This is a genomic window from Kitasatospora hibisci, assembly GCF_043950205.1.
Lineage (GTDB): Bacteria > Actinomycetota > Actinomycetes > Streptomycetales > Streptomycetaceae > Kitasatospora > Kitasatospora hibisci.
Map to the genome: position 1 here is coordinate 5,597,336 of NZ_CP171642.1, position 16,933 is coordinate 5,614,268.

Consider the following 16,933-nt stretch of genomic DNA (forward strand, 5'->3'; position numbering starts at 1 on the left):
GGCCGTGACCACGAAGCCGATCGCTCACCCGACCTCAACTCCGTTGACCGCCAACGACCTCCGGCTGTTGCTCCCCGCCGTCGCGGCGTGGGCCGTGACGGCGGCGGTGCTCGGGCTGGGCCCCGGCCATGGCGCTGTGCTGCTCGCCGCCGCGGCTGCCGCGGTACTCCTCGCAGCCGTCCTGCTCACCCGCCGTCCGGGCGGACGCCCCACCAGGGAAGGGGCCCGACGTCCCGAAATCGGCGTCACCGTGGGCGCCGTGCTGCTCGTCGCCGCCGCGGCGGCCATCGTGACCCTGCTGCACACGGCCGACCTCCACCGGGGGCCGGTGCCCGCGCTCGCCCGGGCCGGGGGCAGCGCGTCCGAGACGGCCGTAGAACTGACCGTCGCCGGCGACCCGAGGACGCGCACCTCCCGGCCCGGCGGGACGACTGCCGGGCAGACCGTCCTCACCGTGGACGCCGTGGTGGACCGGGTCACCTTCCCCGACGCGCCGGCATCCGTGCCCCGTGTGGCGTCAACCCGGACGCACACGCCGGTGACCGTGCTCGCCCGCGGTCCGGACATCGACCGGTGGCAGCGGGTGCTCCCGTCGACCCGGGTGGCCGTCGAGGCCGACGTCCGCCCGCCCGGGGCGGGGCACGACGACGAAAGCGCCGCGTTGCTGGTCGTGCACGGCCCGCCCCGTGAGCTTGAGCCGCCGAGCCTGCCCCAACGGATCGCCGGGCGGCTGCGCGAGGGCCTGCGGTCAGCCGCCGACGCGTTGCCGGCGGATGCGCGGGGGCTGCTGCCGGGCCTGGTGGTCGGCGACACCTCGCGCCTGCCCGTTGACCTCCTGGAGGCCTTCCGGGCCACCGACATGGCCCATCTGGTCGCGGTGAGCGGCGCCAACCTGGCGATCGTCCTGGGCGTCCTGCTCGGTGCGCCGGGCCAGGCCGCCACCCCTGAACGGCGCGGCCTGGCCGGGTTCCTCGGACTCCCCCTGCGCACGACGGCGCTGCTCGGCACCGGGATCACGCTGGCCTTCGTCACCGTCTGCCGGCCCGAGCCCAGCGTGCTGCGGGCGGCCGGCACCGGGCTGATCGGGCTGCTCGCACTGGCCACCGGCCGTCCGCGCCGGGCGTTGCCGGCCCTGTCGGGGACGGTGCTGCTCCTGGTGCTGCTCGACCCCTACCTGTCGCGCTCCTTGGGCTTCCTGCTCTCGGTGCTGGCCACCCTCGGGCTGCTGGTTCTCGGTCCGCACTGGACGGCGGCGTTGCGGGCGCGGGGCTGGCCGCACCACCTGGCGGGTGCCGTCGGGGCCACGGCCGCCGCCCAGGCGCTCTGCGCCCCGGTGACGGTGGTGCTGTCCGGACACATCAGCCTGGTCGCCGTTCCGTGCAACCTGCTGGCCGAGCTGGCGGTGGCTCCGGCGACCCTGCTCGGATTCTCGGTGCTGATGCTGGAGCCGCTCTTCCCGGCACCGGCCCGGCTGCTCGCCGAGGTGGCGGGGGTCCCGGTTGGCTGGCTGGCGGCGGTGGCCCGGCACGGGGCGGATCTGCCCGGGGCCCAACTGTCATGGCCGGGTGGGTTGCTCGGCACGGTGACGCTCGCCCTGGGGACGGTGGCGCTCTGTTGGACGCTGCCCCTGCTGGTGCCCCGGCGGGTCGCGGCGGACGGGCAGCGCCGCGGCGGGCGCCGGGCCAGGGCAGCGGTGGCTGGGCTGCTCTTCCTGGTGCTGCTGGCCGTGCTGCTGCGGCCGCCCGTGCTCACGCGGTTGGCCACGGGCTGGCCGCCGCAGGGATGGCAGCTGGTCATGTGCGACGTGGGGCAGGGCGACATGGTGGTTCTGCCGGCGAAGGGCTCGGTGGGTGATCCACCTGACAGCGCGGTCGTGGTCGACGCCGGGCCGGACCCGCACGCGGCCGATCGGTGCCTGCGGGAGCTCGGGATCACCCGGGTGCCGCTGCTGCTGGTGACGCACTTCCATGCCGACCATGTGGAGGGCGTGCCGGGGGTGCTGCGGGGCCGGACGGTGGGGGCGATCCAGGGGACCACGGTGGACGACCCACCGGGTGAGGCGGCCCGGGTGTCCGAGTGGGCAGCGGCTGCCGGAGTCCCGCTGCTGCGGGCTCGGCGGGGCGAGCGCCGGTCGGTCGGGCCGTGGCTGTCGTGGGAGGTGGTGTGGCCGGACGCCGTGCCGTCGCCGGAGGCGGCGGGCGCCAACAACGCCAGTGTGGCGCTGCTTGCGACGCTGGCGGGCGGGCTGCGGCTGGCGCTGTTGGGTGATCTTGAGCCACCGGCCCAGTCGGCGTTGCTGGGGAGATCGCGAGGTGGGGTGAAGGTCGACGTGTTGAAGGTGGCACACCACGGTTCGGCGCATCAGGACTGGGGCTTGGCCGCGCTGTTGGGCCCCCGGTTGGCTCTGATCTCGTGTGGTGAGGGCAATCCGTACGGGCATCCGTCGGCGCGGACGGTGGATCGTCTGCGCTCTCTCGGGGCCACGGTGCTGCGGACGGACACGGCCGGTGACATCGCGGTGACGGGCGACAGCCCGGCCCACCTCGGCGCGTCGGTGCACCCGCACGCCGTCCACGGCCCGCACGGTGCCCGTGCCGGCCGTGGTGTGGCAGGAGTCGGCGGGCCGCGTGGCCCGCCGGCCTGAGTGAGCCGGTCCGGCTCACTCGCCCGCCCTCCCCGCCGGGAGGAGGAGACGAGGTGGGGAGGGCGGGCGAGGGGATGCGGCCGGCGCAGGGCGCGATGAGGTCCGTGCATGCCGCTGCGCTCCGGGCCGGCACCCACGCACGAGAAGCCGGACCGGCCGACTTCTCGTGCACACGCCGTCAGCTCTCCTCGCGCCAGCCGTCGTACTCGGCGGCGACGGCGTCCAGGGCGCCCAGCAGGGCGGCGGTCCAGCCCTCCTCGGGCGGCTCGACGACCACGAGCCACTGGGCGTCCTCGGCGTCGTCCTCGCCGGCGAGGGCGTCCCGGACGATCTCCAGCTCGCCGAGGTCGGTGTGGTCGGCGCTGAGCTGCTCGGCGGCCTCCTCGGCGGCATCGCGGTCGGGCAGGACGAGCAGCTGCCGGGCGTTCGGGTCGAAGGCGTCCGGCTGGTTGGTGGTCTGGTCTTCGGTCACCTGGCCATTCTCCAGGGAGCGATCTTCCTCCTCACGCAGACCCCCGGGCCCGCGGCCGGCTCCAGGCACCCCACGGGCGCCGCACCGAGCAGGGCTGTCCGTGCCGCGTGGGATGCTGGTAGGCGATGGCCAGGAAGAGTGCACCCGACGACCTGCTCGCCCCGCTGACCCTCGCGGTCGGCCAGGAGGAGCTGCTGCTGGACCGCGCGGTAGCCCAGGTGGTGGCGGCCGCGAAGGCCGCGGACCCCGACACCGACGTGCGGGACCTCGCGCCCGGCGGCCTCCAGCCGGGCAGCCTGGCCGAGCTGACCACGCCCTCGCTGTTCGCCGAGCGCAAGGTGATCGTGGTCAGGGCCGCTCAGGACCTCTCGGCCGACTCCGTCAAGGAGGTCAAGGCGTACATCGAGGCCCCGGCCGAGGAAGTGATCATGGTGCTGGTCCACGCGGGCGGCGCCAAGGGCAAGGGGCTGCTGGACACCGGGCGCAAGGCCGGCGGCCGGGAGGTGGCCTGTGCCAAGCTGGCCAAGGCGTCGGAGCGGCTGGCCTTCGTCAAGGGCGAGTTCCGCACGCTCGGACGGTCCGCGACGCCGGAGGCCTGCCAGACGCTGCTGGACGCGCTCGGCAGCGACCTGCGCGAGCTGGCGGCCGCCTGCAGCCAGCTCACCTCCGACGTCGAGGGGACCATCGACGAGACCGTGGTGGCCCGCTACTACAGCGGCCGGGCCGAGGCGACCGGCTTCGAGGTGGCGGACCTCGCCGTCACCGGCCGGGCCGCCGAGGCGCTGGAGCGGCTGCGCTGGGCGCTGGCCGTGGGGCAGCCGCCGACCGGCATCACCTACGCCCTGGCCTCGGGGGTCCGCAGCATCGGCCGACTGGCGACCACCGGGCGGAACATGCGGCCCGCCGACCTGGCGCGCGAGCTGGGCATGCCGCCGTGGAAGGTGGACCGGGTCCGCCAGCAGATGCGTGGTTGGACGGGTGACGGCGTGGCCGCCGCACTGACCGCGATCGCCCAGGCGGACGCCGCCGTCAAGGGCGGATCCGACGACCCGGCCTTTGCGCTGGAGCGGGCCGTGGTCGCCGTTGCCCGCGCGGCCCGAGCCGGCTCCCGCCCGTACTGAGCCGGGACGGCAGGGAGCTCCGGCCGTACGGAGCCACGGCCGTACGGAGCCGTGGTCGCACGGAGCCACGGCCGCACGGAGCCACGGCGGTACGGCGAGCTCCGGTGGCCCGGAGCCCGGAGCTCCTACCCGCCCCACGCCGGCTACTTCCCGCCGATCGCCTTCAGGATGTCCCGGGTGTCGTCGAGCATGGCCCGGCGGACGCTGTCGCGGTCCAGGGTGTGGTCCTCGCCGACCTGGTAGTTGTCCGTCCAGTACAGCGAGTAGGTCATGCCCCCGTCGCGGACCTGCAGGTAGTGGTTGATGTCGTGGAAGCTCTTGTCGGAGCTGGTCGGCTCGTCGCCGTAGGCGTAGTAGGCCTCCTGGCCGAGGTTCGGCACATCGGCGATCTCGTACTTCTGCTGCTCGAAGTAGTGCCGGGTGGCGGCGTACTCGGGTGAGGAATCGACGGTTTTGTGCAGCTCGATGCGGATGTCCAGGGTGGCGTAGTCCGGGGAGTCGCTCCCGTTGACGGTCCGCTTCATCAGGGCGTAGCAGCGCATCATGTCCATCGAGTCGCTGCGGCCGGTGTGCTCCAGCGGATAGTTGTCGACCATCTTGTACTTCGCCCGGAACGCGGTGAGCCCGCCGGTGTCGCAGATCCGGTCGACGGCGTGGTAGCCGTGGAGGCTCTGCGCCGATGAGCGGCCGTGCACCAGGTCCGGGACGAGGGCCACCGCGCCGGACCAGACGATCGAGGCGAGGACGGCGCCGACGAACGCCCAGACGGCGTTCCGGCGCAGGCTTCGACCCTTCCGGCGGGGCTCGCCCGGCCCGCCGGGCGTCCCGCTGCCGCCGACCGGCGGCCGTCCCGGTGCCGGCGGCAGTCCCGGAGCGGTGGGCAGCCCTGGTGGCGGGCCGAATCCGGGGGTGTTCCCGGGCGGCGGCTGTTGCTGCTGCGGAAGTCCGGTGAAACCGGATCCGCTCCGGGACGGTGGTGGCGGTGGCGTAGCCATGGGTGATCCCCCCTCGGTCTTCGAGCCTCGGTCTTCGAGCCTCGGCCCTCGAACCGTAGCCTTCGACGAACGTCGCCGGTGAACGCGGCCGCGACCACCGGCACCGTGCCCACGCCCACCCGTCGGCGCGCGCCCAGCTGCCCGCTCGCGTACCCTCCCGCAGACGCGCCCGTCTGCCCGGGCCCACCGGTACGTGACCGGCGGCCGTGATCAGCGGCCGTGACCGACCATAGCGGTCGGAGCACGGAACGCGACAGGCGCCGCAGCAGCCTCCGGGGAAGAGGTCCGCTACGGCGCCTGCCGTACTGCCTGTGCACCGCACCCGCGTGGCGAACGCAGGCCGCGTGCGGTGCGAGTCTCGATCTCGCCTCGGGGGTCCGGGTAGAGGGCCGGTTCGTCCCGAGGGGGTGGGGCCGGAGCCCCGGTGGCGTCAGGCCTGGACGGCGTTGACGCGCTTGGTGATGGCCGACTTCTTGTTGGCGGCCTGGTTGGCGTGGATGATGCCCTTGCTCACGGCCTTGTCCAGCGCCTTAGAGGCGGCACGGGCCAGCACGACGGCCTTCTCGGTCTCGCCGGCGGCGGCGGCCTCACGGGCCTTGCGCAGAGCGGTCTTCAGCGAGGACTTGACGGCCTTGTTGCGCAGGCGCGCCTTCTCGTTGGTCTTGTTGCGCTTGATCTGGGACTTGATGTTCGCCACGAAAGTGCCTCAGTCTGTGTCATTTGGTTTGGAACGGGCTGCACCGGGCGGCCGTCGGACCAGCTGAGAGGGCATGCCGAGGCCAGGTGCAGCGCCCCACGCTACCAGGGGCGCGCCGTCCGCCCCAAACCGACCGGGCGCCGAGCGCGCGCCTGAAGGCGCCCGCTCAGGCGCTGAGCACCGGCTCGCCGTAGTGCTCCACCTCGGGGAACGGCGCGTAGTAGCGGTGCAGCAGTTCGCGCCAGCGCCGGTACTCGGCGGAGCGGCGGAAGCCCTCGGTGTGGTCGGCCAGATTCTCCCACTCCACCTGGAGCAGGAACCGCGAGCCGCGCCCCGCGTCCAGGCAGCGGCGCAGTTCCAGGGAGCGGAAGCCGCGTTGGACCGTGATCAGCGGTCGGGCCTCGGCGAAGGCGGCGAGGAACGCCTCCTCCTGGCCGGGGACGACGTCGAGCAGGGCGCTTTCCAGGATCATGCGACGGCATCCTGCCGCAGCGGCGGCGCCGGCGGCCCTTCCGGCTGCCCGCGGGGGGCGCCGGAGGGGCCGCCCGCGGACCCTCCGGCGCCGGTCCGCGGCGGGTGCGGAGAGCTGACCGGCGGCGCACGCCGCGCTCGTGGGAAGATGGGAGGGACTATTTCGATCGGACGACTGTCCGGTCCCCGGGAGGCCGGTCAGCGATGACCCGGACACCCCGGCCCCCGGACCAACGGAGAATCGGACCAAGGTGCCCGCGACCCCCAGCAATGTGCCAGAGCCCAGCCGTACCGACCCGGCGCTGATCCGCAACTTCTGCATCATCGCCCACATCGACCACGGCAAGTCGACGCTCGCAGACCGGATGCTCCAGATCACCGGTGTGGTCGACCCGCGGCAGATGCGCGCCCAGTACCTCGACCGCATGGACATCGAGCGCGAGCGCGGTATCACCATCAAGTCGCAGGCCGTCCGCCTCCCGTGGGCGCCGAAGACCGGGTCGAACGCCGGCACGACGCACATCCTCAACATGATCGACACCCCGGGCCACGTGGACTTCACGTACGAGGTGTCCCGCTCCCTCGCCGCGTGCGAGGGCACCATCCTGGTGGTCGACGCGGCCCAGGGCATCGAGGCGCAGACCCTCGCCAACCTGTACCTGGCGCTGGAGAACGACCTCACGATCATCCCGGTGCTCAACAAGATCGACCTGCCGGCCGCCCAGCCGGAGAAGTACGCCGCGGAGATCGCGCACATCATCGGCTGCGACCCGTCCGACGTGCTCCAGGTCAGCGCCAAGACCGGCCTCGGCGTCGAGGACCTGCTGGACCACATCGTCAACACCATCCCGGCTCCGGTCGGCGTCAAGGACGCCCCGGCCCGCGCGATGATCTTCGACTCGGTGTACGACGCCTATCGCGGCGTGGTCACCTACGTCCGTGTCGTCGACGGCCAGCTCACCAAGCGCGAGCGGATCGCGATGATGTCCACCGGCGCGACCCACGAGCTGCTGGAGATCGGCGTCATCTCGCCGGAGCCCAAGGTCGCCGACGGCCTCGGCGTCGGTGAGGTCGGCTACATCATCACCGGTGTGAAGGACGTCCGGCAGTCCAAGGTCGGTGACACGATCACCTCGCAGAACAAGGGCGCCACCGAGCCGCTCGGCGGCTACAAGGACCCGCGCCCGATGGTGTTCTCCGGCCTCTACCCGCTGGACGGCTCGGACTACCCGCTGCTGCGCGACGCCCTCGACAAGCTGCGGCTGAACGACGCCGCGCTGGTCTACGAGCCGGAGACGTCCGTCGCGCTCGGCTTCGGCTACCGCTGCGGCTTCCTCGGCCTGCTCCACCTGGAGATCATCCGGGAGCGCCTGGAGCGCGAGTTCAACCTCGACCTGATCTCCACCGCCCCCAACGTGGTCTACCGCGTGGTGATGGAGGACGGCACCGAGCACACCGTCACCAACCCGAGCGAGTTCCCCTCCGGCAAGATCGCCGAGGTGTACGAGCCGATCGTGCGCGGCACCATCCTGGCGCCCAACGAGTTCGTCGGTGCGATCATGGAGCTCTGCCAGTCCCGCCGCGGCAGCCTCCAGGGCATGGACTACCTCTCCGAGGACCGTGTCGAGCTGCGTTACACCCTGCCGCTGGCCGAGATCGTCTTCGACTTCTTCGACCAGCTGAAGTCCAAGACCCGCGGCTACGCCTCGCTGGACTACGAGCCCATCGGCGAGCAGAGCGCCAACCTGGTCAAGGTCGACATCCTGCTGCACGGCGACGCGGTGGACGCCTTCTCCGCGATCGTTCACAAGGACAAGGCCTACAGCTACGGCGTGATGATGGCCGGCAAGCTGCAGAAGCTGATCCCGCGCCAGCAGTTCGAGGTGCCGATCCAGGCCGCCATCGGTTCCCGGGTGATCGCCCGTGAGACGGTCCGTGCGATCCGCAAGGACGTTCTCGCCAAGTGTTACGGCGGTGACATCTCGCGTAAGCGCAAGCTGCTGGAGAAGCAGAAGGAAGGCAAGAAGCGGATGAAGATGGTCGGCCGCGTGGAGGTCCCCCAGGAGGCCTTCATCGCCGCGCTGTCCACCGACGCCGAGCCGCCGAAGGACAAGAAGTAGCGTCGGGAGGCGACGGCGGGAGGGCCCGGGGCGAACGGCCCCGGGCCCTCCCGCGTTCCGGTGCCGCGTGACCGCGGCCCGCACGCGCGCATTCCCGCTTCCGCGTATTCCCGCTTCCGCGCATTCCCGCACGCGGGCTACCGCAGCGACCAGATCACGGCGTTCACGATGAGGGCCTTGGTGAGCCGCCCGGTCCGGCCGGTGAGCACCCCCGGCCGCATCGAGTCGTCCGCGTGGATGAGCTGCACCAGCCCCTCCCGCCGGCCCAGGCTCAGGCACTGCACCGCGTACCGGAACGCGAAGGGCTTGCCGGTGCGCCCGGCGAGCAGCCCGCCGACGTAGCGGCCCATCGGCAGGGCGGTGGCGCAGCCCATCCGCAGGGTGCCGTTGTCGGGAACGGTGACCTCGGCGGCGTCGCCGATCACGTGGACGTCGGGGTGCGAGACCGACCGCAGGTACCGGTCGACCACTGCCTGGCCGGCGGCGTTGACGGTGAGTCCGGCCTCGGCGGCGAGGGGGAGCGGCTCCATGGAGGCGGCCCAGACCACGATGTCGCCCGGGATCCGGCCGGCGGTGGTGTCCAGGCCCTCCGGGTCGACCGCGGTGACGGTGGCCTGCTCGTGCACCTCGACGCCGAGTCCGGTCATGACGGCCAGGACGTGGGCCCGGCCGCGGGCCGAGAACCAGCCGCCGACCTGGTCGGCGGCGACGATCCGCACCTTCCACGCCGGGTTCGCCTCGGCGATCTCGGTGGCCATCTCGATGCCTGTGGCGCCGCCGCCGACCACGGCCACGGTGCCGGGGCGGTCCGCGGTGCGCAGCCGCTCGCCGACCTCGGCGGCCCGTTCGGCGCCGTAGGCGTGCTCGGCGGCGCCGGGGACTCCGTGCCAGGCGGTGCGGCTGCCGAGGGCGTAGACCAGGGTGTCGTAGGCGAGGGTCTCGCCGGTGTCCAGGAGGACCTTGCGGCCGGTGAGGTCGAGCTCGGTGGCCCGGGCCTGGACGTGCCGGACGCCGCGGCCGCGCACCACCTCGGCGACGGCGGGCCGGCGTGCGGGGTGGCCGGCCGCGGTCTCGTGCTGGCGGACCCGGTGCCGGAATCGGCTCTCGGGGGCGACGAGGGTCACCCGGTTGTGCTTCCCGGCCCGGGTGGCCGCGCTGAGGCCCGCGTAGCCCGCGCCGAGTACGACGATGTGCCTGCCGTTCGCCTTGCTGGTCATGGAGCTCGTCTCCCCTTCGAAGGGCCCGCGAGGGGCGCCCTTTGCGCCTGCTCGGGAAGGGGACGACGTCACCGGTCAGGATGTGACGGTGACCGGCGTCACACGGGCGAGCTTCTCCGGGTTGACCACCACGTAGGCGTCGGTGATCCGGCCGCCGGGACTGACGTTGAAGCCGACCACGCCGTCCACGGCGCCCGTGCCGGCGCTGTGGAAGATCAGTCCGGGCAGGCCGTTGACCAGGGCGGAGGCGATGCGGGTGTCGGGGGTGAGCCACTTGGCGACCAGTCCGAGCACCAGGCGGGCGACCTTGTCGGCACCGAACACCGGGCGGGCCGCGGCGCGGACGATGCCGCCGCCGTCCGCGTGCCAGACCACGTCCGGGTCGAGGACGTTCATCAGGCCCAGGATGTCGCCCCGGGCGGTGGCGGCCGCGAAGGCCTCGACCGCCTGCCGGTGCTCGGCGGGGTCGGCGGTGCTGCGTCGGCCGCCCTCCTTGACCCGGCGGCGGGCCCGGGAGGCGAGTTGCCGGGTGGCGTCGGGGGAGCGGTCGAGAGTGGCGGCGATCTCGTCGAAGCCGACCGCGAACACGTCGTGCAGGACGAACGCGGCCCGCTCGGCGGGGGTGAGCTGCTCCAGCACGGTGAGCAGCGCCATCGAGACGGACTCGCCGAGCTCGGCCAGCTCGGCGGGCGAGGCCGGGGCGGCCGTGGTGGAGACGGACGGCTCGGGCAGCCACTCTCCGAAGTAGGACTCCCGGCGGGCCCGGGCCGAGCCCAGCTGGTCGTAGCAGAGCCGGGTGACCACGGTGGTCAGGAAGGCCCGCGGGTCGGCGACGTCCGTACGGTCGGCGGACTGCCAGCGCAGCCAGGCCTCCTGAAGGACGTCCTCGGCGTCGGTGAAGGAGCCGAGCAGCCGGTAGGCGACCGAGCCCAGGTAGCGCCGGTTCGCCTCGAAGGCGTCCGGGTCCGGGGCGGCGGGGGCTGACGGCTGGTCACTCACAGTCCTACCGTAGCGTCCGCGGCCACCGGGGCAGAAAAGCGGGCGCCGGGGCCGGGGGCGAGCCCGAGCGGTGGGACGGGGTGACCCCGCCCGAGCCGCGCCGGCCCGGCCCGCCGGCCCGCCGGCCCGGCCGGAACGCAGGAGCCGGAGCGGGAATCGAACGCCCCCGCTCCGGCTCCGCGTGTGTCCGCCGCCGCGCGCCGGTCAGTCGACCTCGGCCACGGCCTCGGCGAACTGCGCCTTGTACAGCCGGGCGTACGCGCCGTCGGCCGCGATCAGCTCGTCGTGCGTGCCCTGTTCGACGATCGAGCCGCTCTCCATCACCAGGATCACGTCGGCGTCCCGGATGGTGGAGAGCCGGTGGGCGATCACGAAGCTGGTGCGCCCGGTGCGCAGCCGGGCCATGGCGCGCTGGATCAGCACCTCGGTGCGGGTGTCGACGGAGCTGGTCGCCTCGTCGAGGACGAGGATCGAGGGCTGGGCGAGGAACGCCCGGGCGATGGTGATCAGCTGCTTCTCACCGGCGCTGACGCCGGTTCCCTCGTCGTCGATGACGGTGTCGTAGCCGTCCGGCAGGGTGCGCACGAAGCGGTCCACGTGCGCGGCCTTGGCCGCCTCGACCACCTGCTCGCGGGTGGCGCCGTCCGCGCCGTAGGCGATGTTGTCGGCGATGGTGCCACCGAACAGCCAGGTGTCCTGGAGCACCATGCCGATGCCGGAGCGCAGTTCCTCGCGGGCCATCGCGGCGATGTCCACCCCGTCGAGGGTGATCCGTCCGGAGCTGACCTCGTAGAACCGCATCAGCAGGTTGACCATGGTGGTCTTGCCTGCGCCGGTCGGGCCGACGATGGCGACGGTCTGCCCGGGTTCGACCTTGAGCGAGAGGTCCTCGATCAGCGGCTTCTCGGGGTCGTAGCGGAAGGAGACGTCCTGGAAGACGACCCGGCCGCGGATGGCGTCGGGCCGCTCCGGCATGGCCGGCTCGGGGGTCTGCTCGGGCGCGTCGAGCAGTTCGAAGACGCGCTCGGCGGAGGCGACGCCGGACTGCACCAGGTTGGCCATGCTGGCGACCTGGGTGAGCGGCTGGCTGAACTGCCGCGAGTACTGGATGAAGGCCTGGACGTCACCGATGGACAGCGCGCCGGAGGCGACCCGCAGGCCGCCGACGACGGCGACCAGCACGTACTGGAGGTTGCCGATCAGCATCATCGCGGGCTGGATGATCCCGGAGATGAACTGGGCCCGGTAGCTCGCCTGGTAGAGGGCCTCGTTGTGCTCGCGGAAGGTCGCGGCGGACTCCTTCTGCCGGCCGAACACCTTCACCAGGGTGTGGCCGGTGTACATCTCCTCGATGTGCGCGTTCAGCTGCCCGGTGGACTTCCACTGCTGGACGAACTGCGGCTGCGCCCGCTTGCCGACCCGGGTGGCCACGACCACCGACAGCGGGACCGAGACCAGGGCGATGAGCGCCAGCAGCGGGGAGATCCAGAACATCATCGCCAGCACGCCGACGACGGTGAGCAGCGAGTTCACCACCTGTCCCAGGGTCTGCTGCATGGACTGGCTGATGTTGTCGATGTCGTTGGTGACGCGGCTGAGCACCTCGCCGCGGGGCTGCTTGTCGAAGTAGCTGAGCGGCAGCCGGGTCAGTTTGGCCTCGACGTCCTGGCGCAGCCGGTAGCCGGCCCGCTGGATGGCCTTGGTGGCGAGCCGGCCCTGGAGGACGCCGAAGACGGCGGCGGCGACGTAGATGGCGAGCACCCAGAGCAGGACGGTGCCGATGGCGCCGAAGTCCATGCTCTGGCCGGGGGTGAAGTCCGTGGCGGAGAGGAGGTCGGCGACGCCGCCGTTGCCCTGGGCGCGCAGGCCGTCGACCACCTGCTCCTTGGTGGTCCCGGGCGGGGTCTGCCGGCCGACCACGCCGGCGAAGATCAGGTCGGTGGCGTCGCCGAGGACCTTGGGGCCGGTGACGGCGCAGCCGATGCTGAGCACGCCGAGTGCGAGGACGCCGGCGAGCAGGGGGCGTTCGGGGCGCAGCAGGCCGAGCAGCCGCTTGCCGGAGCCCTTGAAGTCCATGGACTTCTCGACGCCCTGGCCGCCCATGAACCGGCCGGGGCCGGCCGGGCCGCGCCGGGCGGCGGCGGCCTGGGAGTCGCTGGGCAGCCTGCCGGGGCCGGTGGCGGGCTTCGCCGGTGCCTTCTTGTCCGCGGTGGTCACGCCGCCTCCTGCTCGGTGAGCTGGGAGAGCACGATCTCCCGGTACGTCGGGTTGTCGGCCATGAGCTCGCGGTGGGTGCCGCTGCCGACGACGGCGCCCTCGTCGAGGACGATGATCCGGTCGGCGTCGCGGATGGTGGAGACCCGCTGGGCGACGATCAGCACGGTGGCGTCGGCGGTCTCGCGGGTGAGGGCCTTGCGCAGCCTGGCGTCGGTGGCGTAGTCGAGGGCGGAGAACGAGTCGTCGAAGAGGTAGACGTCGGGTCGGCGGACCAGGGCGCGGGCGATCGCGAGGCGCTGGCGCTGGCCGCCGGAGACGTTGCCGCCGCCCTGGGAGATGGGCGCGTCGAGGCCTTCGGCGAGCTGTTCGACGAACTCCTTGGCCTGGGCGACCTCCAGGGCGTGCCAGAGTTCCTCGTCGGTGGCGTCGGGCCGGCCGTAGCGGAGGTTGCTGGCGACGGTGCCGGTGAAGAGGTAGGGCTTCTGCGGGACGAGGCCGACGGTTTCGGCGATCGCCTCGGGGGCGAGTTCGCGGACGTCGACGCCGTCGAGCAGGACGCGGCCGGAGGTGGCGTCGAAGAGCCGGGGGACGAGGCCGAGCAGGGTGGACTTGCCGCTGCCGGTGGAGCCGATGACGGCGGTGGTCTGGCCGGGGCGGGCGGTGATGTCGATGCCGCGCAGCACGGGGGCCTCGGCGCCGGGGTAGCGGAACTCGACGTCGCGCAGTTCGAGGTTGCCGCGGCGCAGCACCTCGGTGACGGGGGCGGCGGGCGGGACGACGCTGGAGCGGGTGTCGAGGACCTCGTGGATGCGTTCGGCGCAGACCTCGGCGCGCGGCACCATCATGAACATGAAGGTGGCCATCATGACGCTCATCAGGATCTGCAGCAGGTAGGAGAGGAACGCGGTGAGCGCGCCGATCTCCATGCCGCCGCTGTCGATGCGGTGGGCGCCGAACCAGAGCACGGCGACGCTGGAGATGTTGACCACCAGCATGACGGTGGGGAACATCAGGGCCATCAGCCGGCCGACCTGGAGGCCGACGTCGGTGAGGTCGTGGTTGGCGCCGGCGAAGCGGTGCTGCTCGTGGTCGTCCTTGACGAAGGCGCGGATGACCCGGATACCGGTGATCTGCTCGCGCAGCACGCGGTTCATGGTGTCGATCCGCACCTGCATGGCGCGGAACTTCGGGCGCAGCGCGCGGACCAGCAGCACGACGACGACGCCGAGGACGGGGACGACGGCGAGCAGGAGCGCGGAGAGCGGCACGTCCTGGTTGAGCGCCATGATGATGCCGCCGACGCACATGATGGGGGCGGCGACCATCAGGGTGAAGGACATCAGGACCAGCATCTGGACCTGCTGGACGTCGTTGGTGGTCCGGGTGATCAGGGAGGGGGCGCCGAACTGCCCGACCTCGCGGGCCGAGAAGCCCTGCACCCGGTCGAAGACGGCGGCCCGGACGTCCCGGCCGACGGCCATCGCGGTGCGGGCGCCGTAGTAGACGGCGCAGATGGAGCAGAGCGCCTGGAGGACGGTGACGCCGATCATCACGCCGCCGACGCGCAGGATGTAGCCGGTGTCGCCCTTGATCACGCCGTCGTCGATGATGTCGGCGTTGAGGGTCGGCAGGTAGAGCGAGGCGAGCGTCGCGACCAGCTGGAGCAGGACCAGCAGGGTGATCGGTCGGGAGTACGGGCGCAGGTACGCCCTGAGCAATCTGATCAGCACTGGCACACTCTTGTCGTCGGCGGTGGGATTCGCACCCCAATTCTCGGTCTTTGGTGGACTTCTCCAGGCCATTGGGCATGCGGCGACCGGAGGTTTGTCCAGTCCTTTGCCGAATGTTTCGGCGGGGGCGGAACGGGCCTGCACCGGGGGTACGGGTGTGTGCCAGCTGGCTCTGCCCCCTTACGCATCGACCGGTTTCCCCCTAGGCTGCTGGTGGCCCCTTTGTTACTCGCTGGTATCGAACCGGTGAACCCGGGGCCCGGCGACCGCCCCCACGGGCGCCGCGACCACCCCTCAGACGGCCACCCGCCACCGGAGGTCCTCGTTGAGTTCCGCGCAGTCCCTGATCGGCTCCGGCAGCGCCGACATCGTCACCGGGCGTCCGGCCTCCGTCGCCCACCTGTTCCTTGAGCGGGTCGCCGCCACTCCCGGCGCCGAGGCCTACCGCTACCCCGCCCCGGTGGACGAGCAGGCGGCCGACGGAGCCCCGGGCGCCGAGCAGTGGCGCTCGCTGACCTGGGCGCAGACCGCCGTCCGGGTGAAAGCGGTGGCCGCCGGGCTGATGGCGCTCGGCATCCGGCCCGAGGACCGGGTCGCCCTGGCCTCCTCCACCCGGGTGGAGTGGATCATCGCGGACCTCGGCAACATGTGCGCGGGCGCCGCGACCACCACCGTCTACCCGAGCACCAACGCGGACGAGACGGCGTTCATCCTCGCCAACTCCGGATCGAAGGCGCTGTTCGCGGAGAACGCCGCGCAGCTCGCCAAGGCCGTCGAGCAGATCGAGCAGCTGCCCGAGCTGCGCACCGTGATCCTCTTCGACGCCCCCGGAGAGGCCCCCGAGACGGCCGGCCTCGACCTGCTGACCCTCGCCGAGCTGGAGCAGCGCGGCGCGGAGTACCTGGAGCAGCACCCGGACGCGATCGAGAAGGCCGTCGCCGGGCTCGACAAGGAGCAGCTGGCCACCCTGATCTACACCTCGGGCACCACCGGCCGACCCAAGGGCGTGCGCCTGGTGCACGACTGCTGGGCGTACGAGGGCCGGGCGCAGGAGGCCAGCGGGCTGCTGCGCGCCGACGACGTGCAGTTCATGTGGCTGCCGCTGTCGCACGTGTTCGGCAAGACGCTGATCTCCGGCCAGATCTCGACCGGCCACGTGATGGCGGTGGACGGCCGGGTGGACCGGATCATCCACAACCTGCCGACGATCCGGCCGACCGTCATGGCGTCGGCGCCGCGCATCTTCGAGAAGGTCTACAACGGCATCGCCGGCCGGGCCAGGGCCGAGGGCGGGGCCAAGTACAAGATCTTCCTCTGGGCCGCCAAGGTCGCCCGCGACTACGCCCGGACGACCCAGGCCAACCGGATCGCCACCGGCCGCGACGGCGTCCCTGCCGCGCTGCGGCTGCAGCACGCGCTCGCCGACAAGCTGGTGTACGCGAAGATCCGGGCCGCGTTCGGCGGGCGGCTGCGCGGCGCGGTCTCCGGCAGTGCGGCGCTCGCCCCCGAGATCGGCTACTTCTTCCTGGGCGCCGGGGTGCCGATCCTGGAGGGCTACGGCCTCAGCGAGACCAGCGCCGGCTCGACCGTCAACCGCGCGGAGGACATCCGGATCGGCACCGTCGGCCGACCGCTGCCCGGCACCGAGGTGCGGATCGCCGGGGACGGCGAGATCCTGCTGCGCGGCCCCGGCATCATGCGCGGCTACCACGACCTGCCGGAGAAGACCGCGGAGGTGCTTGAGCCGGACGGCTGGTTCCACACCGAGGACATCGGCGAGCTCAGCCCGGACGGCTTCCTGCGGATCACCGACCGCAAGAAGGACCTGTTCAAGACCTCCGGCGGCAAGTACGTCGCGCCGAGCGAGGTCGAGGGCAAGTTCAAGGCGGTCTGCCCCTTCGTCAGCAACGTCCTGGTGATCGGCAACGGCCGCAACTACTGCACCGCGCTGATCGGCCTGGACGAGGCCGTGATCATGCCGTGGGCCGCCGAGCACGGACTGGCCGGCAGGTCCTACGCCGAGCTGGCCGTCGAGCCGCAGGTGCACCAGCTGATCGAGGGCTTCGTCAAGCGGCTCAACGCCGATCTGCAGCGCTGGCAGACGATCAAGAAGTTCCACCTGCTGCCGCGCGACCTCGACGTGGAGCACGGCGAGCTCACCCCGAGCCTGAAGATCAAGCGCCCGGTGGTCGAGAGGACCTACGCGGACGCCGTCACCGCCATGTACGCGGGGGCCAACGAGGCCTGATC

The 16,933-nt window shown here is 72.4% G+C and carries 12 protein-coding genes; 4 read left to right on the forward strand and 8 right to left on the reverse strand.

The features are described from left to right. Nucleotides 1–4 precede the first annotated feature (4 nt). Nucleotides 5–2,644: a ComEC/Rec2 family competence protein gene (locus ACF9IK_RS24460; protein WP_395296241.1), complete on the forward strand. Its 2,640-nt coding sequence runs from the start codon at nt 5–7 to the stop codon at nt 2,642–2,644. Nucleotides 2,645–2,822: 178 nt separating this feature from the next. On the opposite strand, the gene ACF9IK_RS24465 is transcribed toward ACF9IK_RS24460, so the two are convergent. Continuing rightward, nucleotides 2,823–3,059: a hypothetical protein gene (locus ACF9IK_RS24465; protein ID WP_395298672.1), complete on the reverse strand. Its 237-nt coding sequence runs from the start codon at nt 3,057–3,059 to the stop codon at nt 2,823–2,825. Between the two features lie 182 nt (nt 3,060–3,241). Between ACF9IK_RS24465 and holA the strand changes: the two genes are divergently transcribed. Next, nucleotides 3,242–4,237, forward strand: coding sequence for a DNA polymerase III subunit delta (holA, locus tag ACF9IK_RS24470; protein ID WP_395296242.1), 996 nt, complete (start codon nt 3,242–3,244; stop codon nt 4,235–4,237). Nucleotides 4,238–4,380: 143 nt separating this feature from the next. On the opposite strand, the gene ACF9IK_RS24475 is transcribed toward holA, so the two are convergent. From ACF9IK_RS24475 to ACF9IK_RS24485, 3 genes are all read right to left on the reverse strand, one after another. Beyond that, nucleotides 4,381–5,232 (reverse strand): hypothetical protein, encoded by an 852-nt coding sequence (locus ACF9IK_RS24475; protein WP_395296243.1) that lies wholly within the window; start codon nt 5,230–5,232, stop codon nt 4,381–4,383. Nucleotides 5,233–5,662: 430 nt separating this feature from the next. Then, on the reverse strand, nt 5,663–5,929 hold the full coding sequence (gene rpsT / locus ACF9IK_RS24480) for a 30S ribosomal protein S20 (RefSeq protein WP_395296244.1): 267 nt from the start codon (nt 5,927–5,929) through the stop codon (nt 5,663–5,665). A gap of 166 nt (nt 5,930–6,095) precedes the next feature. Continuing rightward, the gene (locus ACF9IK_RS24485) at nt 6,096–6,401 is read right to left on the reverse strand and encodes an antibiotic biosynthesis monooxygenase family protein (protein ID WP_395296245.1); all 306 of its coding nucleotides are present in this window, start codon (nt 6,399–6,401) and stop codon (nt 6,096–6,098) included. Between the two features lie 250 nt (nt 6,402–6,651). Between ACF9IK_RS24485 and lepA the strand changes: the two genes are divergently transcribed. Further along, a complete protein-coding gene (gene lepA, locus ACF9IK_RS24490; RefSeq protein WP_395296246.1) occupies nt 6,652–8,520 on the forward strand; it encodes a translation elongation factor 4 in 1,869 nt (622 codons plus the stop codon). 137 nt (nt 8,521–8,657) lie between these two features. Here lepA and ACF9IK_RS24495 read toward each other — a convergent pair whose 3' ends face one another. The 4 genes from ACF9IK_RS24495 to ACF9IK_RS24510 form a co-directional block, all read right to left on the reverse strand. Then, nucleotides 8,658–9,737 carry an NAD(P)/FAD-dependent oxidoreductase gene (locus ACF9IK_RS24495; RefSeq protein ID WP_395296247.1) on the reverse strand — a complete coding sequence of 360 codons (1,080 nt, stop codon included), beginning with the start codon at nt 9,735–9,737 and terminating at the stop codon, nt 8,658–8,660. A 75-nt stretch (nt 9,738–9,812) separates the two neighbouring features. Continuing rightward, a complete protein-coding gene (sigJ, locus tag ACF9IK_RS24500) occupies nt 9,813–10,736 on the reverse strand; it encodes an RNA polymerase sigma factor SigJ (RefSeq protein WP_395296248.1) in 924 nt (307 codons plus the stop codon). Nucleotides 10,737–10,940: 204 nt separating this feature from the next. Continuing rightward, the gene (locus ACF9IK_RS24505) at nt 10,941–12,953 is read right to left on the reverse strand and encodes an ABC transporter ATP-binding protein (protein WP_395296249.1); all 2,013 of its coding nucleotides are present in this window, start codon (nt 12,951–12,953) and stop codon (nt 10,941–10,943) included. Beyond that, the gene (locus ACF9IK_RS24510; protein ID WP_395296250.1) at nt 12,950–14,683 is read right to left on the reverse strand and encodes an ABC transporter ATP-binding protein; all 1,734 of its coding nucleotides are present in this window, start codon (nt 14,681–14,683) and stop codon (nt 12,950–12,952) included. Before ACF9IK_RS24510 ends, ACF9IK_RS24505 begins: the two co-directional genes overlap by 4 nt. A 325-nt stretch (nt 14,684–15,008) precedes the next feature. Between ACF9IK_RS24510 and ACF9IK_RS24515 the strand changes: the two genes are divergently transcribed. Beyond that, the gene (locus ACF9IK_RS24515) at nt 15,009–16,931 is read left to right on the forward strand and encodes an AMP-dependent synthetase/ligase (RefSeq protein ID WP_395296251.1); all 1,923 of its coding nucleotides are present in this window, start codon (nt 15,009–15,011) and stop codon (nt 16,929–16,931) included. Nucleotides 16,932–16,933 lie beyond the last annotated feature (2 nt).